The sequence below is a fragment of the Micromonospora phaseoli genome (assembly GCF_900109115.1).
Classification (GTDB): domain Bacteria; phylum Actinomycetota; class Actinomycetes; order Mycobacteriales; family Micromonosporaceae; genus Micromonospora; species Micromonospora phaseoli.
In genome coordinates this window covers 233,584-252,897 of record NZ_FNYV01000008.1, presented here as the reverse complement: position 1 = coordinate 252,897, position 19,314 = coordinate 233,584, and the positions used below count along the sequence as shown (strand labels likewise).

General features: G+C 68.6%; 21 protein-coding genes. 7 read left to right on the top strand and 14 right to left on the bottom strand.

Features of this window, described 5'->3' with window-relative positions; all coding sequences use genetic code 11:
* Nucleotides 1–87 precede the first annotated feature (87 nt).
* From BMY89_RS21180 to BMY89_RS21170, 3 genes are all read right to left on the bottom strand, one after another.
* A complete protein-coding gene (locus BMY89_RS21180; RefSeq protein ID WP_232521463.1) occupies nt 88–1,557 on the bottom strand; it encodes an endo-1,4-beta-xylanase in 1,470 nt (489 codons plus the stop codon).
* Nucleotides 1,558–2,029: 472 nt separating this feature from the next.
* The gene (locus tag BMY89_RS21175) at nt 2,030–2,806 is read right to left on the bottom strand and encodes a hypothetical protein (RefSeq protein ID WP_092381762.1); all 777 of its coding nucleotides are present in this window, start codon (nt 2,804–2,806) and stop codon (nt 2,030–2,032) included.
* Nucleotides 2,799–3,374, bottom strand: a complete 576-nt coding sequence (locus BMY89_RS21170) for a riboflavin biosynthesis intermediates N-glycosidase (protein WP_092381761.1) — start codon at nt 3,372–3,374, stop codon at nt 2,799–2,801. Before BMY89_RS21170 ends, BMY89_RS21175 begins: the two co-directional genes overlap by 8 nt.
* Before the next feature lie 2 nt (nt 3,375–3,376).
* On the opposite strand from BMY89_RS21170, the gene BMY89_RS21165 reads away from it, so the two are divergent.
* Together BMY89_RS21165 and BMY89_RS21160 are read left to right on the top strand one after the other, a co-directional pair.
* Nucleotides 3,377–3,673: a hypothetical protein gene (locus BMY89_RS21165; protein WP_092381760.1), complete on the top strand. Its 297-nt coding sequence runs from the start codon at nt 3,377–3,379 to the stop codon at nt 3,671–3,673.
* A 60-nt stretch (nt 3,674–3,733) separates the two neighbouring features.
* A complete protein-coding gene (locus BMY89_RS21160) occupies nt 3,734–4,621 on the top strand; it encodes a GNAT family N-acetyltransferase (protein WP_092381759.1) in 888 nt (295 codons plus the stop codon).
* A 266-nt stretch (nt 4,622–4,887) separates the two neighbouring features.
* Here the strand turns inward: BMY89_RS21160 and BMY89_RS21155 are convergent, their stop codons facing one another.
* From BMY89_RS21155 to BMY89_RS21135, 4 genes are all read right to left on the bottom strand, one after another.
* A complete protein-coding gene (locus BMY89_RS21155; RefSeq protein WP_092381758.1) occupies nt 4,888–5,295 on the bottom strand; it encodes a nitroreductase family deazaflavin-dependent oxidoreductase in 408 nt (135 codons plus the stop codon).
* 273 nt (nt 5,296–5,568) lie between these two features.
* A complete protein-coding gene (locus tag BMY89_RS21145) occupies nt 5,569–6,432 on the bottom strand; it encodes a cytochrome c biogenesis CcdA family protein (RefSeq protein ID WP_092381757.1) in 864 nt (287 codons plus the stop codon).
* 6 nt (nt 6,433–6,438) lie between these two features.
* Nucleotides 6,439–6,906 carry a redoxin domain-containing protein gene (locus BMY89_RS21140; protein WP_232521462.1) on the bottom strand — a complete coding sequence of 156 codons (468 nt, stop codon included), beginning with the start codon at nt 6,904–6,906 and terminating at the stop codon, nt 6,439–6,441.
* Nucleotides 6,907–7,053: 147 nt separating this feature from the next.
* Entirely contained in the window at nt 7,054–7,701 is a 648-nt protein-coding gene (locus BMY89_RS21135) for a thioredoxin domain-containing protein (protein ID WP_269766885.1), read from the bottom strand.
* Between the two features lie 25 nt (nt 7,702–7,726).
* On the opposite strand from BMY89_RS21135, the gene BMY89_RS21130 reads away from it, so the two are divergent.
* Nucleotides 7,727–8,533 carry a GNAT family N-acetyltransferase gene (locus tag BMY89_RS21130; protein WP_198414080.1) on the top strand — a complete coding sequence of 269 codons (807 nt, stop codon included), beginning with the start codon at nt 7,727–7,729 and terminating at the stop codon, nt 8,531–8,533.
* A gap of 124 nt (nt 8,534–8,657) precedes the next feature.
* Here the strand turns inward: BMY89_RS21130 and BMY89_RS21125 are convergent, their stop codons facing one another.
* Together BMY89_RS21125 and BMY89_RS21120 are read right to left on the bottom strand one after the other, a co-directional pair.
* A complete protein-coding gene (locus BMY89_RS21125) occupies nt 8,658–9,149 on the bottom strand; it encodes a GNAT family N-acetyltransferase (RefSeq protein WP_092381754.1) in 492 nt (163 codons plus the stop codon).
* 215 nt (nt 9,150–9,364) lie between these two features.
* Nucleotides 9,365–10,537: a toprim domain-containing protein gene (locus tag BMY89_RS21120; protein WP_092381753.1), complete on the bottom strand. Its 1,173-nt coding sequence runs from the start codon at nt 10,535–10,537 to the stop codon at nt 9,365–9,367.
* Between the two features lie 282 nt (nt 10,538–10,819).
* Here BMY89_RS21120 and BMY89_RS21115 point away from each other — a divergent pair, with 282 nt between their 5' ends.
* Nucleotides 10,820–11,329, top strand: coding sequence for a nitroreductase family deazaflavin-dependent oxidoreductase (locus tag BMY89_RS21115; RefSeq protein ID WP_198414078.1), 510 nt, complete (start codon nt 10,820–10,822; stop codon nt 11,327–11,329).
* 49 nt (nt 11,330–11,378) lie between these two features.
* On the opposite strand, the gene BMY89_RS21110 is transcribed toward BMY89_RS21115, so the two are convergent.
* Nucleotides 11,379–12,257 (bottom strand): LysR family transcriptional regulator, encoded by an 879-nt coding sequence (locus BMY89_RS21110; protein WP_198414101.1) that lies wholly within the window; start codon nt 12,255–12,257, stop codon nt 11,379–11,381.
* Nucleotides 12,258–12,356: 99 nt separating this feature from the next.
* Between BMY89_RS21110 and BMY89_RS21105 the strand changes: the two genes are divergently transcribed.
* The 3 genes from BMY89_RS21105 to BMY89_RS21095 all read left to right on the top strand — a co-directional run bounded on the left by BMY89_RS21105 (nt 12,357) and on the right by BMY89_RS21095 (nt 16,339).
* Nucleotides 12,357–13,091, top strand: a complete 735-nt coding sequence (locus tag BMY89_RS21105; protein WP_092381751.1) for an SDR family oxidoreductase — start codon at nt 12,357–12,359, stop codon at nt 13,089–13,091.
* A 226-nt stretch (nt 13,092–13,317) separates the two neighbouring features.
* Nucleotides 13,318–14,163, top strand: coding sequence for an LLM class flavin-dependent oxidoreductase (locus BMY89_RS21100; protein WP_092381826.1), 846 nt, complete (start codon nt 13,318–13,320; stop codon nt 14,161–14,163).
* A 376-nt stretch (nt 14,164–14,539) separates the two neighbouring features.
* Nucleotides 14,540–16,339, top strand: a complete 1,800-nt coding sequence (locus tag BMY89_RS21095; RefSeq protein ID WP_139217982.1) for a LamG-like jellyroll fold domain-containing protein — start codon at nt 14,540–14,542, stop codon at nt 16,337–16,339.
* 45 nt (nt 16,340–16,384) lie between these two features.
* Here BMY89_RS21095 and BMY89_RS21090 read toward each other — a convergent pair whose 3' ends face one another.
* From BMY89_RS21090 to BMY89_RS21075, 4 genes are all read right to left on the bottom strand, one after another.
* Entirely contained in the window at nt 16,385–16,843 is a 459-nt protein-coding gene (locus tag BMY89_RS21090) for a DUF4260 domain-containing protein (RefSeq protein WP_092381749.1), read from the bottom strand.
* A 102-nt stretch (nt 16,844–16,945) separates the two neighbouring features.
* Nucleotides 16,946–17,512: an alpha/beta fold hydrolase gene (locus BMY89_RS21085; RefSeq protein ID WP_092381748.1), complete on the bottom strand. Its 567-nt coding sequence runs from the start codon at nt 17,510–17,512 to the stop codon at nt 16,946–16,948.
* Nucleotides 17,513–17,843: 331 nt separating this feature from the next.
* Nucleotides 17,844–18,224 (bottom strand): nuclear transport factor 2 family protein, encoded by a 381-nt coding sequence (locus BMY89_RS21080; RefSeq protein WP_092381825.1) that lies wholly within the window; start codon nt 18,222–18,224, stop codon nt 17,844–17,846.
* Between the two features lie 27 nt (nt 18,225–18,251).
* Entirely contained in the window at nt 18,252–19,223 is a 972-nt protein-coding gene (locus BMY89_RS21075) for an aldo/keto reductase (protein ID WP_092381824.1), read from the bottom strand.
* Nucleotides 19,224–19,314 lie beyond the last annotated feature (91 nt).

Sequence of the window (19,314 nt, the reverse complement as noted above, 5' to 3'; positions counted from 1 at the left end):
GGCGGGAGGTTCCGGCACCGGGCGGTCCCGGGTGGCAGCCCCCTGTCCTGAACGGGAGGCATGCCCCCCGTTCAGGACAGGTGGTGCTCAGGCGGCGGTACAGACCGGGGTCAGGCCGGTGGCGGTCCCGACGCCCTGGAAGCCGAACTCGGTGGACTGGCCGCCGTTCACCGAGCCGTTGTAGCTGACGTTGCTGAACTGCACGGTGCCGCTGGTGCCGCTGCGGTTGGCGTTCCAGGTGTTTGTCACGGTGGCCCCGGAGGGCAGGGTGAGCTGGACGCTCCACCGGCTGATCGACGCGGTGCCGGCGGTGACCCGCACGGTGGCCACGAAGCCGCCGGTCCAGGAGTCCAGCGAAACCGTCGCCGAGCACCCGGCGGTCGGCGGTGGCGTGGTCGGTGGCGGCGTGGTCGGCGGTGGCGTGGTCGGATCGACCGGTGGCGTGGTCGGCGGGACGGACGGCGTCACCGGCGGCGTGGTCGGCGGCGTGGTCGGCGGCGGGGTGGAGCTGCGGCCCTTGTTCAACTCGTCGAGGACCGCGTGGTAGGCGGCCTTCTTCTGGTAGCTACCGTTGCCGCCGGTGAACAGCAGGCCCCGCTCCGAGGAGCGCCACGACTCGCTGTCGGAGATGCCCCAGACGGTGATGCCGGTGCACTGCGCGACGTTCAGGCAGGCCCGAACGACCTTGCGGTAGTTTTCCGCCTGGCCCGTGCCGATGTCGTTGTTGCTCAGGTCGTCGTCGATGTCCAGCTCGGTGATGTGCACCTCGACGCCGAGGTCGGCGAAGCGCTGGATGTTGGCCTGCAGGTCGTTGGTGATGATGCTGTTCGGGTTGTCGTTGAAGTGTGCCTGGAACCCGACGCAGTCGATGTACTGCCGGTAGTTGCGGACGATGTCGTACAGCGCGTCGGCTTTGCGGTTCGGGGTACCGCCCTGGACCGTCAGGCCGTCGACGTCGTAGTCGTTGATGCAGAGCTTGGTGGTCAGCCCGCCGGCCTGCACGACCTGCCTGGCCCGGATGAACGAGTCCCGGATGACGTCGGTGTCACCGGAGTCGAAGAAGTCACCGTCGCCGTTCGCGTCCCGGTTCATGGTGTGCGGCCACTGGTTCCGACGCCGGCCGGTGTTGTTGTCCTCCAACGCCTCGTTGACGACGTCCCAGTACGCGATCCTGCTGCCCCAGCGGTTGATGGCGTTGCCGATGAAGTTGTTCAGCGTCGCCTGGCTGGCACCCTGCAACGCGCCGGCCTGCGAGTGCCAGACCAACGTGTGGCCACGGACCAGCATGTTGTTGCTCTGGGCGTGGTTGACCAAGGTGTCCGCGCCGCTGGTGTTCTGCAGCCCACCGCTGGAGGTGGCGATCCTGTCCGGCTTCATGTCGTTCTCGGGCGTCAGTTGGTTGAATTCCTGACCGACGATCGGGTAGAGCCGGTTGGGTGAGGCTGCGACGCCGAAGAACAGCCCGGCCTTGGCGGCGGCGGCCCGCAGCGTGGTCTCGGCCGCAGCGGCCGGGGCGCTGGACTGGACCGTCACCGCGCTGCCTATCAGCAACAACACCGCCGTCGGCAAAGCTGTTCGAGCAATGTTCTTGCGCCGTCTCAGGCCGCTGTTCACGGGACCTCCTTGATGCTTGACGTCAGCAATCGACGTGCATGCATGCCTTTGAAGGGTCAGTGTCGATACCCGCCCGCCGCACTGTCAACAACTTCCGGAAATATTCCGGAAACGTCATGGGATCGGGAGCGGCGGGTGCATGTTCCTGCGGGTAGGAGAAGCGGCCGACCATGGCGTTGAACTCAGGCAGCAGAACCACACTCGATCGCGCCCATCAGCAAGCTCACCGGTCCCGAAACATTCGAGAGTGCGGATCCCGCCCACCGTGACCCGTCGACCGAGGTCGACGTCACGCCACCGCAGCCCGGCCACGTCGCCGGGACGTCTCGGTGACGTGGCCGGGCCGACCGGCGCGGGGAACATCGACCGCTCCAGGAGAGCGGGAGGAGCCCACCGCGGATGTCAGTTGCGGTGTTCACCGGTGCTTCTGGTTGGTGCCCCACCAGGTGAGTAGGCGTTGCGCGAAGGCTCGGATGCTGGTGTCGCTGACGGTGATCCCGAAGTGGCCACGGATCTCGGCCGACAGGTAGGTGCTGAGATCGTCCGCGTTGGTGCCGGTGGCCATCCTGGCCAGGAGCGGCCCGATCAGGCAGTCGTACTCGTCGACGTTGGTGTGCGGGTGGTGCACGCCGATGAAGTCCCACCCGTTGAGCAGTCGTCGGAGGCCATCCACTTGTTGGCGTGCGCTGCTGTGGGCCAGGTTCATGAGGTCGAGCCCCGACGATGCGGGTACGCGAGATAGTTGGTCGCGGCATAGCTGGCGGACCACCGCGGCCAGTTCCTGGTTGCCGCGTCCCCAGCCCTGGTCCCATTCGTCCACGATGACGTGCAGGTCGGTGAACGGGCTGCGCCAGATCTCGTCGAGGTCGAGGTGCCAGGAGACGAAGGCCGAGGCGTGCTCGCTGACGGTTCGTTCGTCGACCTCACCGTCGATCAGTCGTTGCGCCAGTGAGGCGAACCAGGCGTCCGCCGCGTCCGCTGGGGACGGAATAGCTACGCCTACCTCGGTGAGGGCGTCGGGTAGCAGTTCGCCGATGAGCCGGGGGTCGGTGCCGTCGAGTCCGGCGAGTTCACGCAGTGCTGGTCCGTCGTGTCCGTTGGCGAGCCAGTCCGCCGCATACCAGGGCACTCGCTCGACGTCGACGCTGCCCAGCGCGTACTCGGCGGCAACCAGGTCCGGTGGCTTACCCATCGGTCGGTTCCTGCTCGCGCAGATTCGTGCGGGTCTGCATGAGCGCGAAGCCGAGCAGGTTCAGCCCGCGCCAGCGTGCGGGGTCGGTGGCGTGCGGGTGGTCGGCGGCCAGACCGATGCCCCAGACTCGGTCCAGAGGGCTGGCCTCTACGAGCACCCGCTCGCCGGTACCGAGCAGGTAGGTGTGCAGCGCAGGATGCTGGCCGAACTTCGCCACGCTGCCGGCCACCACGATGTCGTAGCGGTGCTGCTCCCACACCTGCTGGTCGAAGCCGGCGACCTGCCGGCCCAGCGTTTTCGCTGCATGCGGGTGCGACGCCGTCAGGATCCGGGCGGCCGTGGCGTGGTCGTCGAAGAGGGTGGCCTTGCGCCACATCATGTAGTGCTCGGCCGTGGCGAAGCGCTGCCCGTCGATGGTGAACGGTGCCGGCCACCACTGGCTGAGGCATCCGGGCCCGATGCTGCCGTCGCGCTGCGGCTGGTGACCCCAGAAGAACAAAAACTTCACCCGGGTACCCGCACGCACTGCGCCGGTCAGGCCGTCCACGCTGTTTACTGACGTGACCATGCGTGCGAGTCTCCGGCAGCAGCGGGTTTCATCGCATCGCCATTACCGCGCCGGTCTCGGTCCGAGAGCTAAGTGGCACTGTCGAGACAAACGCCTTCGTCGACGGCCGCCCGGTCGATGCCGAGGCATTCACGGCTGGGCTGAGCAGCCACAGTGGCGGCGCCGGCATCAAGCCCGAGCCCGACGATCCCACAACACAGGCCGCCTCAACCTCGTCACCAGTGGTTGTCCTTCGTCGTTCCGGATCGGCTTCCGACGGCCTGGTGACGACCCGGATACAGACATTCGGCGAACCGTGACGAGCGCCGGCTGCTTCGAAAATCGATGGTGCCAGGCCGCTCTGTGGGTTTGGGTGCACCATGGGCATCATTCTGAGCACCCCGAGCGTTGACGAGCTGTCACCAGCGGTGGACGCGCTCAAGCGGTGGCAGTACGACGGGGGACCGCTGCATCTGCACTCCGGCGATCTCGGCTGGCACTCGTTACGTGGTGCCGAGGCTACGGCGGCTGCCATCCGGATGTGGTTGCGCGACGGGGAGGTTCTCGCGATCGGGCTGCTGGACGGCCCCGAACTGGTGCGCATGGCCGTCGCTCCCGACTGGCGTGATGACGAGGCACTGGCCCGCCGGCTCGCCGCTGATCTGGACGCCCCAGGGCGGGTCCTGGATCCCGACGGTGCGACCGTCGAAGCCCGAGGTGCGGAGCGTCTCACCCAGTTGCTGCTGGAGCGGGGTTGGGAGCGGGCTGAGCCGTGGACATCGTTCCACCGCGGTCTCTCGGACCCGGTGAAGGACTGCGGTCTGCGCATCGAGACGATCGAGCCCGATCGCGCCGAGGTGTGGGTCGGCGTCCACTGGTCCGCGTTCCGCGGCTCGCCCTTCAGCGATGCCGACCGGCGCCGCACGGTCGGGCGTTGGCTCGCCATGGCCGGTGGCCCGTTCTACGCTGATGCACGCTGCCTCGCCGCATTCGATCAGAACGACGAAGCCGTGGCAGTCGCGGCTGTGTGGTCAGCCGGCCCGGGGCGGCCAGGACTGCTGGAACCGATGGGCGTCCACCGCGGTCACCGAGGCCATGGTTACGGCACGGCGATCACGCTTGCCGCCGCTGCGGCCCTTCGCGACATGGGTTCGTCCAGCGCGAGTGTGTGCGTGGAGAGTTCCAACGTCGGCGCCGTAGCTACCTACGCCTCGGCCGGCTTCACGCCGTCAGACGAGGTGGCCGATCTGCGCCGCGGTTCCCGGTGAATACCGCGACGCCGCCGACCAGGACCCGGCCGACACCGGACTGGTCAAGCTCACGGTCAACGAGGTCCGCCGCCTGATCAACGAGCATGCCCGCGTCGGAGATCACCGCCCGGCTGGGGGTCGAGCCGGACGAAGCCGTGATCCGAGGCAGCCGCAGCCCGGCTGATCCAGTGATTCCGGCCGCCCACTGCTGGCGGGATGTGCGGATATGCATCGAACCGGCGGCGGCCGGCACCGGCGGGCACTGGGGTGGTTGCCGTCGCTTGCTACGGCGCAGGTTCCAGTACGACGACTGGGATCTGGCGGGTGGTCTTCCGCTCGTAGTCGGCAAAGCCTGGATACGCGGCCTTCTGGGCGCTCCAGATCCGTTCCCGTTCGTCGCCGGCGGTCACTCTGGCGACCAACTCGACCTTGTCCGTCCCGATCTCCGCTTGGGCCTGCGGGTGTGCGAGCAGGTTGTGGTACCAGTCGGGATTGGTGGGCGCACCGGCCTTGGACGCGAAGACGGCGTAGCCGCTGTCTACCTTCTGGTACATCATCGGGTTCACGCGAAGCTGGCCGCTCTTGGCACCGACCGTGTGCAACAGCAGCAGCGGAGCGCCAACGAACTGACCGCCCACCTGCCCACCGTTGGCACGGAACTCAGCGATGATCTTGTCGTTCCAGTCGCTCATGCCTTCTCCTCGCCCGGCGCGTACCAGATGCTTGGACACGATTCTGGCAGTCCCTGCCGCGGCGTGGCACTGCGAGGCGGCCAAGCAACAACGAGCCCGACAGTAACGATGCGGTCTTCCAGAGCACGCCGCCTGGTGGTTCTTCGTCACCGTCGATCCAGTCGACCACGGGCAGAGCGGACAGCCCGAGCCGAGGTGCCACCACCTCGTTCGCCCCGTCCATCCAGGTACTCGCCCAGACCAGTTCACCTCGTAAGGGCGAGTAGCCGGCGGTCAGTGGTTGGAGCGGCGGCTGCGCCACCATGTGATCGTTGCGGCGGTGACGGTGACTGTGAGCAGGAAGATGGCCAAGGTGGCGGGGCCGATGGCGTTGACGGTGGTGGCGAGCCAGGTTTGTGCGGTTGCGGCGGTGTCGATGATGGGGTCGCTGGTGATGGCGCCGTTGAAGATGCGGATTTCGTACCAGCCGTACCAGGCGACGTAGGCTCCGGCGATGGCCATGAGGGCGCCGGCGGTGCGGGTGATCAATGGCGCGGCGCGGCGCATCCAGCGGATCATTGACTGCTGTGCGGCTGCTACGGCGATGGAGACGGCGCCGACGATGAGGGCCATTCCGGCGGCGTAGGCGATGAACAGCCCGATTCCGGCGGCGGGGGAGTCGGTGGTGAAGCTGGTTATGACGACGGCCAGGAACGGGCCGATCGTGCATCCCAGTGACGCGATCGCGAACGAGATCCCGAAGCTGAACATGGGCCAGAATCGTTGTCGCAGTTCGGGAGCGGTGGCGGCTTTCGCTACCGGGGACGGTAGGTCTTTGCCTGCCAGCAGCCAGATGCCGAGAGCTGCCAGGATCAGGCCGATGATGATGGTGAGCCACGGCAGCCGGGTGGCGAGCCAGTCGGCGGCGGGGGCGGCGAGCAGCCCGAACGCGCCGAAGAAGGTGGCGAACCCGAGAGTCATGGCACCGGTCAGGGCGAGGGCTCGGCGCAGCCGCACCCAGAATGACAGCGGGGTCGCGGGGCTGTTTTCGCCGGTGATGAGCAGCGACACGTACGCGGGCAGCATCGCGAATCCGCACGGGTTGACCGCAGCGAGGACGCCAGCTGACAACGCCAGGAGGTACGGAGCGTCGAACATGGCTGGTCAGCCGGCGAGGGCGGTGGCGCGCTGGCGCAGATCTTCGCCGGACAGCGGCCCGTCGTGGACGATCGTTCCGGCCTTGTCGATGATGATGAAGTGCTCCTGGGTGGTGACGCCGAACTTCTTCCACACGTCGCCTTTGTCGTCGGCCAGGTTGGGGAAGCCGGTGATGCCGGCGTCGGCGACGAACCGGTCCATGGCCGCGTCGCCGCTGCGAAGGCCGGCCACCCCGATGACGTGCACTCTTCCGGATAGGTCGCGCTGGACGGCGGCCACGTCACCGGCTTTGGCTCGGCATTTCGGGCACCAGGCGGCCCAGAACCACAACACCACCGGCCTTCCCGCCAGCGCGGCGGCGTCGAACGGCTTGCCGTCGACGGTGGTGCCCGAGAACCTCAACGCCTCGGCAGGCGTTGCCGGTGGCGCGGCAGTCGGCGACGGCGGCGCGGACGCCAGGCCGCTGGTTGCCACCGGAACCGGCTGAGCCTGCGGAGAGGGTGTGCTGCCACACCCGGCGGCCAGAGCCGCCACCGTCAGCAGGCCAACAGCGAAGCCGGATCTCGTTCTCGTTCCACCGCTCATGCGCCAGAGGCTACCGGCAGTCGGAGCCAGCAGTTCTTACCGTTGCCTTACCGTGCAAGCCATATCGGGCAACGGGGCGTCCACGGCCAGAAGGAGCAGTGCGGTGGCGGCTGTGCCGCGCTGGTCGGCGGGCAGCCTGCCGAACAGCCGTGACAGGCGGCCGAGGACGGCCAGTGGCGGCGCGGCAAGCCAGACGTCGCGTTCGACCTTCCCTCCGGCGAACGCGACTACTCCTGGAAGGTGGCCGACCGCGCGCAGCAGTGGCCCGATCATGCCCTTGCTGGCGCGTCGGGCGGGTTGATGTCCGGCTGCGGCTTGAGTCAGCGCGGAGCGCAGGCCAAGTTCGTCGTTGGCCCAGTGCGCGCGGTAGACGATGATCCCGCTGGAGCTGATGAGGTAGGCCGAATTGGGCTTCGGCGTCATGGCGCGGTGAAGCTGTCCGTCGATGTCGTCGACGGCGACCTCGAAGGTGAAGTCGTGGTGGGCGCGCAGCTCCTGGGCGTGCGCCCACTTGTCCTGCTCGGATTGCGGCTGGGTGAGCACGTCGCCGGGATGTGCCTCGCGGGTATTGACCAGCACGAACCGTACCTGCCCGGCGAACTCGGCGTGCAGGGTGCGCAGGATCGGGCCGGCGCTTTCGGTGACCGGGCAGGTGCGTGATCCGAACACCATCAGCACCGGAATCGGGCCTTGTCGACAAGGAGCGCCGATGGGATCGTTCGGCGTGATGCTGACTCGCAGTGAACTTCTCGCCTTGCATGATCAGCAGGTGCGGGGCACCATCGCTTCGCGGCTGCCGAGCAGGTGGAAGCCGTCGTGGGACGGACCGGTCCTGCAGGTCGCCACCCCCGGCCGAGGGTTCGCCTTCGCTCAGGACCTCGATGGACTCACGGTCGGGGAACTGGACGCGCTCATCGGTCGGGTGCGTGACCGCAGCGCCGCGCGCGGCCAAGCGGTCGAGTGGAAGACGTACGGCCACGACCGGCGGGATCTCACCGAGCGGCTACGGCTGGCCGGATTTGCGCCGGAGGACGAGGAAACCGTCGTTATCGGGGTGACATCCAACCTGATTGCTGCCGGTGAAGCCCCCGATGGCATCACGGTCCGCGCGACGACGGAACTGACCGACCTGCATCGCATCGCGGCCATGGAGTCCGAGGTCTGGGACGCCGACTGGTCCTGGCTGGCCGACGACCTGGCCGACCGCATCTCCTCGGCCCCGGAGAACATCGTCGTGCTCCTCGCAGAGGCCGCAGGCGAAGTCGTATCGGCGGCCTGGCTGGTCATACTCCCCGGTACGGCGTTCGCCGCGCTGTGGGGCGGCTCGACCCTCAGACCGTGGCGAGGCAAGGGCATCTACCGCGCGCTGGTCGCCCGCCGCGCGCAGATCGTCGCCGACCGGGGCATCACCTACCTCCTGGTCGACGCGTCCAAAGACAGCCGACCCATCCTCCAACGCCTGGGTCTACAACCGGTCACTACCACCACCCCATGGGTATGGAGCCCGACCACCTGAGCGAGCGCCACAAGGACAGATGGCCAACGACACGCCATTGGCGGCCAAATGAGGACGGCGATCGGCATCGCTGCGGCAGCATCTCTTCCCGCGTGCTGACGCAGCATTCGCCTCCGGATGGCGTTCAGCCAAGCATCTTTTCCATGACGTCTTCGTGGCGCACTCCATCGAGCATCACGTCACCCCGGGCTCCGGTGCCGACGAACCCACAACGCTGGTAGAGCCTCTCGGCAGCCTCGTTGCCTTGTACGACGGATAGCCGGAGAACCCTGGCCTGCCCCTGCGTGGCCCATTTCTCGACCTCCTGAACCAACCGACCGCCGACGCCACAGCCCCGAGCCGTCGGACTGACCCACATCGAGATCAACTCGACCACGCCTGGCTCATCGGCGGGCACACCGCTAGCCATCCCCACGGGCTGTTCGTCCAGCACGGCGACGACGTTGTACGAACCGGGCAGCGCTAGCCGGTCGCGCCACCGCTCGGCACGGTCGCCCTCGCCCAGCCAGTCCGCCAACCGCGAACCGAACGCGTACGGCGCCTCGGCCAGGGCCGCAAGCCGCAATCGTCGCCAGACCTGCCAATCGTCGGGGCTGAGCACACGCACCTTGATCACAACACGAGATCCTGAACCACCGCCGTTCCTTTTGCCAGCGCAATTCCGCGTACCGCCCGACCGCCATCACTGCCACCGGCGAGACGAGGCGGGACGCACTCAACGCACCGCTACAAAACTTGAATGCCCGCCAGGCCCGGGTCACTTCAAACACCGGTTGTGCCGATGGCCGGATCGGGCTGCTCGTGGCGGCGGCTCGCTGGTCGGATCGAGGTTCAGCCTCGTGGTGGTCGCAATGAGGTCGTGACCGCGCTGCTGGCAGCGACCCCGGTAGGCAGGCGGAGGTCGGGTAGCGCGTCTTCAAGGTGCGCGATCGCGGCGATCGCGACGGTGTCGACCCCGGTGCCGGTGTGGGCGACGATGCGCCGGGCGACTCGGATCGCCTCAGCCGGGCTCGTCGCCTCGTACAGCAGCGGCACCAGTAGGCGCACTGCCGCGCTTCTGCCGTCGATGTCCTCCAGCAGTCTGGGATGGCGTTGAACGAGTCGGGCGAAGCGGTGGTCGACCACCGTGTCGAGCATGGGTCGCGCTCGCCGTTGCAGGGCGGCCCGCAGCTGAGCCCTGCCGTTCGGTCGGCGTAGCAGGTCCGCCGGGTCGGCGCCGGCGGTGAACTCAGCCGTCAGCAGCGGGCCGGGCAGGCGTTGCTGCCGGAGTAGTTGCCAGGCCCGGTCCACTGCGCCACGGCCGGCCGGGTCCGCATCGAATGCCGCCACGATGCCACGACCGGCACCGGGCAGCGCTGGCAGGATCGCGGCCTGGTCGTCGGTCAGCATGGTGCCGCACGGCGCGAGAGCCACCGCGCCTGCCCGGCGCGACCGGGAGTAGGACAGCCACACCGCGAGGACATCAGCAGGCCCCTCGACCAGGACCGGCGTCCACCGGTCGTTGAGGCGATCCTGCTGCTCCGCGACACCGAACAACAGTCGCCGCTTCTGGTAGATCGCCGTTTCTGGAGTGTTGATGTACTTCGGCATACCGTCCGCGGCGCCAGGGCCGGCGCGGCCGAGGAACGCCACAGCATGCCCGACCGGTGTGCGCACCGGGAAGACGATCCGGTCCCGGAACACGTCGACGAGTCGGTCCGGCTCGCCTCGGGTACGGGTCGCCAAGCCTGCGCCGACCAACTCCTCTGCCGTGAAGCCCGCGGCGCGCAAGTGGCCGGTCAGCGAACTCCATCCAGGTGGGGCGTACCCGACCCGCCACGGCCACTCGCGGTGCACGAGGACACCCAGACCGCGTTCGGCGAGATACGCGCGAGGGCCGTCGGCGTGTTCGAGCTGAGCACGGTAGTACGTCACCGAGGCGTCGACGGCCGCCAGCAGCCGCCCGGGTTCAATCCCGGTGCCGCGTACCGGAGATGTCGGTTGGTTGAGTCGAGGTGCGCCCATCGCCTACCTCCGACATCCAGGCTAGCTTCGGCCGGCCCGTGTCTGCCAGGAGCGTTGCGTCAGGCGGCGACCCGTGCGGTTCGAGTAGCCACCGAGGCCGACCCGGTTGGGCAGGGTGGCGGGATCGCGCTCGTCGCGCCACCACACCAGTACCCCGGCCGTGCCTCGGTCATCCTGGTCGGTGCGGGCTGAGCGGGTTGACTCGCCTTGACCCGCTCACTCGGAGGGAACAGGCTGGTCGAGTTCTCCGAGCCAACCCCGACATCGAGTGAGGCGGCAGCGGTGACTGACCCGACACCCAGCCAACCAGAGCCGGGAAGCCCACGCGGCGCCCGACAGTTCCGCTCCAGCCGAGGGCGCCGCATCGGTGACGCCATCATCAGCGTGTTCGTCCGAGCGGGCCTCGTGCCCGGCACCTACCTACTCACCACTATCGGCCGGAAGACCGGCCGGTCACTCACGCACCCGGCGACGGTGGTCGAGACCGGGGGACGGCGGTGGCTGGTCGCGCCGTACGGAGCGGTGTCATGGGTGCACAACGTCCGCGCTGCTCCACGGGTCAGCCTGGCCCGACGCGGGGATCGGCGTGACTATGCCGTCCGCGAGATCCCGGCGGCGGAGGCCGGACCGGTACTCAAGCGCTACGTCGCCGTTGCCGCGGCTACCCGGCCGTACTTCAGCGCGGACAAGGACGCACCGGTCGAGGACTTCGTGGCCGAGGCCGACCGCCACCCGGTGTTCGAACTCCTCCCGATCGATGAGCGCGGCCCTGGCGCTGACGACGGACGCTGACGGTACATCGGGATCACCGCCACGGTGGGGTGATGGCACGTGCGCACCGCTACGGCTGCGCGTTGCGGGTCTTGGTGGGTTCTTGTTGCAGCTGGGTTGCGGTGCGTACGAGCGCGGCGACGGCCCGGGAGCGGCTGTGCGGTGGCCAGGCGAGAACGGTGGTGACGTGGGGTGCGTCGGTCAGGGGGGCGGCGGCGTGCGCGTTCCACAGCCACGATCGGGAGGAGGCGCAGAGGACGGCCATGGTGCGCCCGAGGGCGATCAGCTGGGCCAGCTGCGACTGGTCGTGGATCTCGGGGCCCGGGCCGGGTTCGTAGCTGCCGTCTTGACGGGGCCAGCGGGCGACCGGCAGATCTGGCACGTTGCTGATGTCAGCCATGGTCAGCGAGGTACGCGCGGCGAGGGGATGCCCGGCGGGCAGGATGGCGACCTGTTGTTCGGTCAGCAGCTCCTCGGTGTCGAACCCGGCGAGGGCGTCGAAAGGGCGTTGCATGAGCGCCACGTCGGCCCGGCCATCGCGCAACATCCGCGCCTGTTCTCCCATGCCGCACAGCAGTACCTCAATCTCGGCGGCGTCAGGTTCGGCGGCGTGGGTGTCGAGGAGTTTCCGTAGCAGCTTATGATTCGCGCCGGCCTTCGTCGCCAGCGTCAGCCGATTCGTGCCAGCCGCGGCGCGTCGGGTGCGGCGTGCGGCCGCGGCGGTGGCGTCGAGGATGGCACGGGCCTCATCGAGCAGCACCTGACCCGCGCCGGTGAGGGTGACGCCGCGGCGGTTGCGTTCGAGCAGGGCGACATCGAGACGTCGTTCGAGCTGCTGAATCGCCCGGGACAGCGGCGGCTGAGCGATGCCGAGGCGCTCGGCCGCCCGGCTGAAGTGCAGTTCCTCGGCGACGGCGACGAAGTACCTGAGTTCGCGGGTCTCGAGCATGTCCACCGGCCCCACGATACCGCGGTGATACCGGCCGGGTATGACAGCGCACCCAAACGGTGTAACGAAAGCACTCGCCGCCGAGCCAACATCGGCGTCATGAGCGACAAGAAGACCGCGCTGGTCACCGGCGCGAACAAGGGACTGGGATACGAGATCGCGGCCGGGCTGGGCGCACGCGGCTACCGCGTGGCGGTGGGAGCCCGCGACGAGGCCCGTGGCGAGACGGCCGTGAAGATGCTGCACGCCGCCGGAGTAGACGCGTTCGCGGTCCCACTGGACGTCACCAGCGACCGCAGCGTCAGCGAGGCCGCGGAGCTGACCGAACGCCAGGGTGGACGCCTGGACGTTCTCGTCAACAACGCCGGCATCTCGGGAGAGACAGGACCAGGCTGGATACAGGACCCGACCACCCTCGACCTCGACGTCGTCCGCACCGTCGTGGACACCAACGTCTACGGCGTGATCCGGGTGACCAACGCCCTGCTGCCGTTGTTGCGGCGCTCGGCCTCCCCACGCATCGTCAACATCTCCAGCAGCGTCGGGTCGGTGACCTGGCAGGCGGACCCGAACATCGACGTCGGCCCGGTCATGGCGGCCTACTCGCCGACGAAGTCGTACCTCAACGCCATCACCCTGCACTACGCACGACAGTTCGCTGGCACCGACATCCTCATCAACGCCGCCTGCCCAGGCCTGGTCGCGACCGACTTCACCGGCCACCAGGGCCGACCTGCTCAGCAGGCAGCGGCAACCGCGATCCGGCTCGCCACACTGCCCGATGGCGGCCCGACCGGCTCATTCTTCAACGACGACGGCGTCATCCCCTGGTGACTCCGCCGCCGCTAGACAAACGATGGACGCGATGACACCGATGCACACAAGTCATGACCGGATATCAGGACCTGGCTGTGGATCGAGTGGCACCAGGGCTCCGCTCATCGAGATCCAGGCGGTGCCCCGGGGATTCGACCGGGGCGAGGCGGCATGGGTCGGCGCCGGAGATGATGGCGTGGCGGCGAGCGGGCTCAATCCCAGGAGCCGGGCCCGCTTCGGGATCATGACCGCCCCCTCACAGGTCGACTACCACGACGTCCTGCGGGTCTGGCGCGAGGCGGACACGATCCCGGAGATCGAGCACGCGTGGCTGTTCGATCACCTCATGCCGATCGGCGGCGACCCGAACGGGCCGACCTACGAAGGCTGGACCCTGCTCTCGGCCCTCGCCGCACAGACCCGGCGACTGCGACTCGGCCTGCTCGTGACCAGCAACCGCATCCGCCCGCCCGCGATGCTGGCCAAGATCGCCGCGACCGTCGACATCGTCTCCGGCGGACGGCTCGACTTCGGTATCGGTGCGGGTTCACGACCCAGCCACCCACTGGCCCGGCGAGAGTACGAGGCACACGGCCTGCCCTTCCACGACTCGGCACACGCCGTGGGAAGCCTCGCCGAGGCGTGCACCGTCATCCGGCGGTTGTGGACCGGGACGGAACCATTCGACTTCCACGGGACCTACCACCGTCTCACCGGAGCGTTCTGCAACCCCAAACCCATCCAGCGCCCCCACCCGCCGATTCTCATCGGCGGACGCTCGGCCCCCGTGCTGCGCGTGGCCGCCGAGCACGCCGACCTGTGGAACATCCCCGGCGCCGACATCGACGACGCCGTCAGGCGCAGCGCACTGCTGGACCGCTACTGCACCGAGATCGGTCGCGACCCCGCCTCGATCACCCGATCCATCGTCCTGCAGGTCTCCTACGACCAGCCCAGCATCACCCAGGACGCGATCGGCAAAGCGATCGACGCCGGCTTGCAGCACATCGTCCTCGGACTGCCGGCGCCCTATCCCGCCAACGTCGCCCAGTGGGTCGCCGACGAGCTCATCACCACGCCGGCCCAGTAACCGAGCCGCTGAGGGAACCTCCGCATCGCTTGTAGCCACCGAGAGAGACTCACATTGACGGCGCTGATATTGCTGCTCTAGCTTGAGCGCGCGGTGATGGAACGAATCCACGGGGGCTGCGTTGAGCTGGAACCAGAGACTGACCGCATCGGCGCGCCCAGGCGGCACGCTCGCCCGACTCGGGTCGTTGGCTGCGGTGGCTGTGGCCGCACTGCTCGTGGTGACCTCTCCGGCCGCGGCCGGTCCCAAGACCGGGTCCGCCGGTGCCCAAAACCGCAAGCCGAGTCCGCCGACGGACCTTCGGTCCGACGGCAAGACCTGCGCCGCCGGCACGTCACGACCGTACGTGTTGACGGCGACCCCGTATCTCTCAGCCATGCAGAGCGACCCGGACCAGGGCCAGCAGTCGCTGACGACCTGGTTCCACTGGTGGCCGTCGGACGGCGTACGTAACGGAACCGACCGGGTTGCCCAGTCGGCAGGGAATTCGTCGTCGGTCTCCGCGGCGGTGCCCGAGGGCGAGCTCAGCGACGGCCAGACGTACGCCTGGCAGGCCCGCACCCATGACGGCGCCAGATACGGGGCCTGGTCGGAGACCTGCGAGTTCACCGTCGACCTCACTCCGCCGCCACCGCCGGGTGCGGTGACGTCGACCGACTACCCGAACGACGCCGGTCCACGTGGCGGAGTCGGAATTGCCGGGGTGTTCGAGGTGGCGCCTCCGGCGGAACGCCCGCACGAGGTCGTGGAGTACATCTACACCTTCGACTCGAGCTCCGCCCTTACGTGGTCGGTGCAACCTCGCGCATCCGACCATGGCGCCTCGATAACGGTCGCGCCGCCGCGCGATGGGGTCAACACCCTGTCGGTCTGGTCGAAGGACGCCGCCGGTCGCCGCTCGCAGAGTCCGAGCACCTACACATTCCGCGTACGGGGGCCAGCCGGGCCGGCGGGTGGGTGGAACTTCGACGAGGCGGACGGACCCGCCTCCGACGTGACCGCGCACGGGAACACCATCACGTTGGACGGTGGCGCGGACCGGACGACGGGCCGGGGCGGCGTCGGCAACGCCCTCGCGCTCAACGGCTCGACCGCCTGGGCGGGCACGGCCGGACCGGTCCTCATCGAGAACCCGGACACCGGCCTCCCGACGCCGGTGCGGACCGACACCAGTTTCACGGTGACCGCCCGGGTCAAGCTCACCGGTGCGAGTACGACCGGCTTCCAGACCGCTGTCGGCGCTGACGCGACCCGCCGTTCGCCGTTTACCCTCGGCTACGACGCGGAGGTGGGGAAGTGGCGGTTCAGCATGACAGCGGCGGACACTGAGACCGCCGAGTCGCGGCACGCGTACTCCGACGGCTCCGCCGTCGCGGGACGCTGGACCCACCTGGCAGCTGCCTACGAGGCGCCCACCGGCACGCTCCGGCTCTATGTCAACGGCGAACCACAGTCGACCACCGCCACCCTGCCCAGCGCGTTCAACGCCAGCGGTGGGCTCACGATCGGCCGACGCATGTGGGACGGCTCCCCCGACTCGTTCCTCGACGGCGCCGTCGACGACGTGCAAATCTACAACTACCTCGAGAGTCCCAGCAGGTTCGCCGAGATGGCTGCGCCGCTTCCACCGGTCATCTCCTTCCCGGACGGGGAGCAGACTACGACCGGAAGCACGATCACGGTGCGGTTCGATGCGGGCGGCGACACCAACGTCACCACATTCCGGTACGACTCCCGGGCAATCAGCCTCGGTGCGGATGTAGCCGCCACGGAACCGGGCGGCACGGCCGTGGTGACCATCGAAGCCGGGAACGTCGCCGGCTCCCGATTGCTGCTGGCGGCCTCGGTCGACGACGGAGGCCGACGCAGTGGTTTGGCGCAGGCGGAGTACACGGTCGTGGCGAAGTGGAGCCTTACCGGCATGGTGATCGACACGACGACGTGGCAACCGGCGGCCGGTGCCGTCGTCACCTTGGAGCCGGGGGGATTCCAGACCACGGCCGGGGCGGACGGCAACTACACCTTCGTTGACGTGCCCTCCGGCATGTACACCATTTCCACCACACACTGCGGTCTCTCGGCCAGCGATCCGATCTCGATCAGCGGGCAGGGCGACTACTGGGACGTCTATCTGTTCCCGAACGGCGAGTCTCCCGGCGAAGGCTGTCCCGCCTAGCAGGTACGTTGGGAAGTCGGCTGGCGCATCGGCGCTGGTGCGGGCTCACCGCAGATGGTCGTTCTCGTCGCGAGTGCCGGGCCCACCGGACGCCGCGGTGTCGACGGTCGACCGGGCACGACGGGCCTTCCCGATCGGACCGAGGTGAGTATGTTCGAATCCTTCGGCCGTTTTGAGGCCGTAACCGAGGGCGCGGTCGATGGCGATGTGGAACACCCACGCGATGGCCAGCACTCCGAGCCAGCGGTTCTGGTCGCCGAACCCGGCTTCGGCCACGGCCACCACGCCGAGCGCCGCCGGCAGCGTGTAGGAGTGCGCCAGGTTGTAGCAGAAGGCGCCAAAGCGTGGCCCGTGCAGGTAGCCGAGCATGGACAGGTCGAAGACGAGGAAGAGGGCAAGCAGCGACCACCACGGGTACCCGGCGGTGACGGTTACGACGACGGCGAGGGCCGCGACGACGGCGGCCTCGACGCGCTGCGCTGCGACCGGGCTCAGATATGGCATGGCATCTCACACCTCGATGTCGGTCAGGGACATTGGTGGGTCTTCCCGTCGCCGGATGGCCTAGAGCAGAGGATAGGTCGGCGGTGGCATCTCTTTGCGCCGTTACCGGAGGTCAGCTTCGTCGAAGGCGATCAGCCGCCCCATGAACCAGGCGGGGTCGGCCAGGTGGGGATAGTGGGTGACGGCCGGCGCTGATTCGACGAGCGCACCGGGAACGCGGCTGCGTAGCCAGTCCGGGTAGTCGTCGGGCACGGGTAGGCCGTGCAGTGACAGGTACGGCGTGGGTCGCCGCGTCGGCATCAGGTCGGTCATGAACGCGGTCAGATCCTGCGGTCCTAGGTCGAGCAGGGGAGCCCACATTCCGAGCAGGACGTCCTGGCGTACCTTCCGGCGTACGTGGAGGTCTTCGGCGACGGCGGGGTCGAGCTGACCGTACATCTGGGTGAAGGCCGCCGCCATGACGTCCTCGTAGCCCTCCCCCCGCAGGGCCCGGGCCATCCGTGCCGGCAGGGGCGTCACGTCGAGGGTCTGGTCGATGTTGACCACGCCGCGCGCCGGGAAATGCGAGGCGTAGGCGGTGGCCACCACTCCGCCGTAGGAGTGCCCCAGGACCAGGGGGCGTTGCTGGATCCCCAGTGCGCGGACGACCTCGTGCACGTCTCCGGCCATGGTCAGGCGGGTCGTACGGCGCCGCGCGAGGGGAGTCCCCGTGGCCGCGCAGGTCGACGCGGACGGTGCGGAAGTGCGTGGCCAGCGGCACGCGATCCCAGAAATGGCGGTCCTCGGTCATGCCGTGGATCGCGAGGAGCAGGGGCCCGGTCCCGTTGACGTCATGGGCGAGGGAGGCGGTTGTCGTGGTCACCATCCCACTGTCCGCGCTGACCGGCGTGGCGAACAGTGACGTCACGTCACGCGTCGGAGGTGACACGGCGCCGGCTGCAGCGGCTGGTGACATGCGGGCATCGCGCCGTGCGCCGAGAAGGGTGGGCTGCGTTCGACGTCAGTCCGGGTCGACGTCGTCGAGGTAGAACCGGACCGAGGCGACCCGTTCCTCGTGCAGCCACATGATGGCCACGCCGCGCGACAGGTACCGGGTGCCGTCGACCGTGGTGCCGTGGATCTCCCACTCGCTCCACACCTGGTCGCCGCCCGTGACCGACTGCAGGACCTCTGCCGCCAGGTCGGGGACATGTGCGAACAGGAAGGCCCAGTTGTTCCGCATCTGCTCGCGGCCGGTGAAGGAACGGCGGGGGTGGATTGGCAGATCCGAGTGGAAGTCGTCGGTGAAGCAGTCGGCCAGCGCGTCCAGGTCGTGGCCGTTCATCGCCGTCTCCATGCGCCGCAGGACACCGGTACGCCCTGCTTGCTCTCGATCGTTCATCGTCATGTTCTCCTCAAGATGCTCTGCTCAACCGTCGATGGCGGCCATGTCGGGCTCGGCGTGGCGGTCGCCGGACGCCGGGGTCAGGGCGTTCAGTCGGGCGATCTGACCGGCGGTGAGTCGGATGCTGTCGGTGGCGCAGTTCTCCTCGAGTCGGTGGACGCGCTTGGTGCCCGGGATCGGCGCGATGCCCTCGCCCTGCGCGAGGATCCAGGCCAGGGCGATCTGCGCGGGCGTGGCCCCTGCTTCGTCGGCGACGTCACGGACCTCGTCGACGATGCGGAGGTTGCGCGTGAGGTTGTCGCCGGTGAACCGGGGATTGGTGCGCCGCCAGTCGGTGGCGTCCAGGCCGTCGAGAGAGCGGATGTCACCGGTGAGAAAGCCGTGCCCGAGCGGCGAGTAGGGCACGAGACCGATGCCAAGTTCCCGCAGCGTGGGCAGCACGTCGACCTCGGGGTCGCGGGTCCACAGCGAGTACTCCGTCTGGACGGCGGCGACCGGATGGACCGCGTGAGCCCGTCGAATCGTCGTCGCGGACGCCTCGGAGAGCCCGATGTGGCGCACCTTGCCCGTGGCCACCAGGTCGCTCAACGCTGCCACCGTCTCCTCGATGGGGGTGCCTCGGTCGACCCGGTGCTGGTAGTACAGATCGATGTGATCGGTGCCGAGCCGCCGCAGCGACCCGTCCACCGCGGCGCGGATGTTGGCGGGGGTGCTGTCCGGACCTGGTCCGCCGGTGTGCGAGACGAGGCCGAACTTGGTGGCCAGGACGACTTCGTCCCGGCGGCCTCTGATCGCGCGACCCACCAGTTCCTCGTTGACGTACGGCCCGTACACCTCGGCGGTGTCCAGGTGCGTGGCGCCGAGGTCCAGAGCGCGCCGGATGGTGCGGATCGACTCAGCTTCGTCATGGCCGGCGCCGGTGTAGTAGGCCGACATTCCCATGGCTCCGAGACCGATGCGCGAGACATTGAGGCCGCCCAGCGATGTGGTGTGCATCCGGTAGTCCTTCCTCATCCGGTTTGTCGGTCCCTCCGGCAAACTTGACGTTTCAAGTTCTACCCCCTTGAACTTGAAGCGTCAACAAGTC

Coding starts and splice junctions, on each gene's coding strand:
- BMY89_RS21175 (WP_092381762.1), bottom strand. CDS start 2,806: ATGGGTAAGCCACCGGACCTGGTTGCCGCCGAGTACGCGCTGGGCAGC.
- BMY89_RS21170 (WP_092381761.1), bottom strand. CDS start 3,374: ATGGTCACGTCAGTAAACAGCGTGGACGGCCTGACCGGCGCAGTGCGT.
- BMY89_RS21160 (WP_092381759.1), top strand. CDS start 3,734: ATGGGCATCATTCTGAGCACCCCGAGCGTTGACGAGCTGTCACCAGCG.
- BMY89_RS21155 (WP_092381758.1), bottom strand. CDS start 5,295: ATGAGCGACTGGAACGACAAGATCATCGCTGAGTTCCGTGCCAACGGT.
- BMY89_RS21145 (WP_092381757.1), bottom strand. CDS start 6,432: ATGTTCGACGCTCCGTACCTCCTGGCGTTGTCAGCTGGCGTCCTCGCT.
- BMY89_RS21130 (WP_198414080.1), top strand. CDS start 7,727: ATGGGATCGTTCGGCGTGATGCTGACTCGCAGTGAACTTCTCGCCTTG.
- BMY89_RS21120 (WP_092381753.1), bottom strand. CDS start 10,537: ATGGGCGCACCTCGACTCAACCAACCGACATCTCCGGTACGCGGCACC.
- BMY89_RS21110 (WP_198414101.1), bottom strand. CDS start 12,257: ATGCTCGAGACCCGCGAACTCAGGTACTTCGTCGCCGTCGCCGAGGAA.
- BMY89_RS21105 (WP_092381751.1), top strand. CDS start 12,357: ATGAGCGACAAGAAGACCGCGCTGGTCACCGGCGCGAACAAGGGACTG.
- BMY89_RS21100 (WP_092381826.1), top strand. CDS start 13,318: ATGACCGCCCCCTCACAGGTCGACTACCACGACGTCCTGCGGGTCTGG.
- BMY89_RS21095 (WP_139217982.1), top strand. CDS start 14,540: ATGCAGAGCGACCCGGACCAGGGCCAGCAGTCGCTGACGACCTGGTTC.
- BMY89_RS21090 (WP_092381749.1), bottom strand. CDS start 16,843: ATGCCATATCTGAGCCCGGTCGCAGCGCAGCGCGTCGAGGCCGCCGTC.
- BMY89_RS21085 (WP_092381748.1), bottom strand. CDS start 17,512: ATGGCCGGAGACGTGCACGAGGTCGTCCGCGCACTGGGGATCCAGCAA.
- BMY89_RS21080 (WP_092381825.1), bottom strand. CDS start 18,224: ATGAACGATCGAGAGCAAGCAGGGCGTACCGGTGTCCTGCGGCGCATG.
- BMY89_RS21075 (WP_092381824.1), bottom strand. CDS start 19,223: ATGCACACCACATCGCTGGGCGGCCTCAATGTCTCGCGCATCGGTCTC.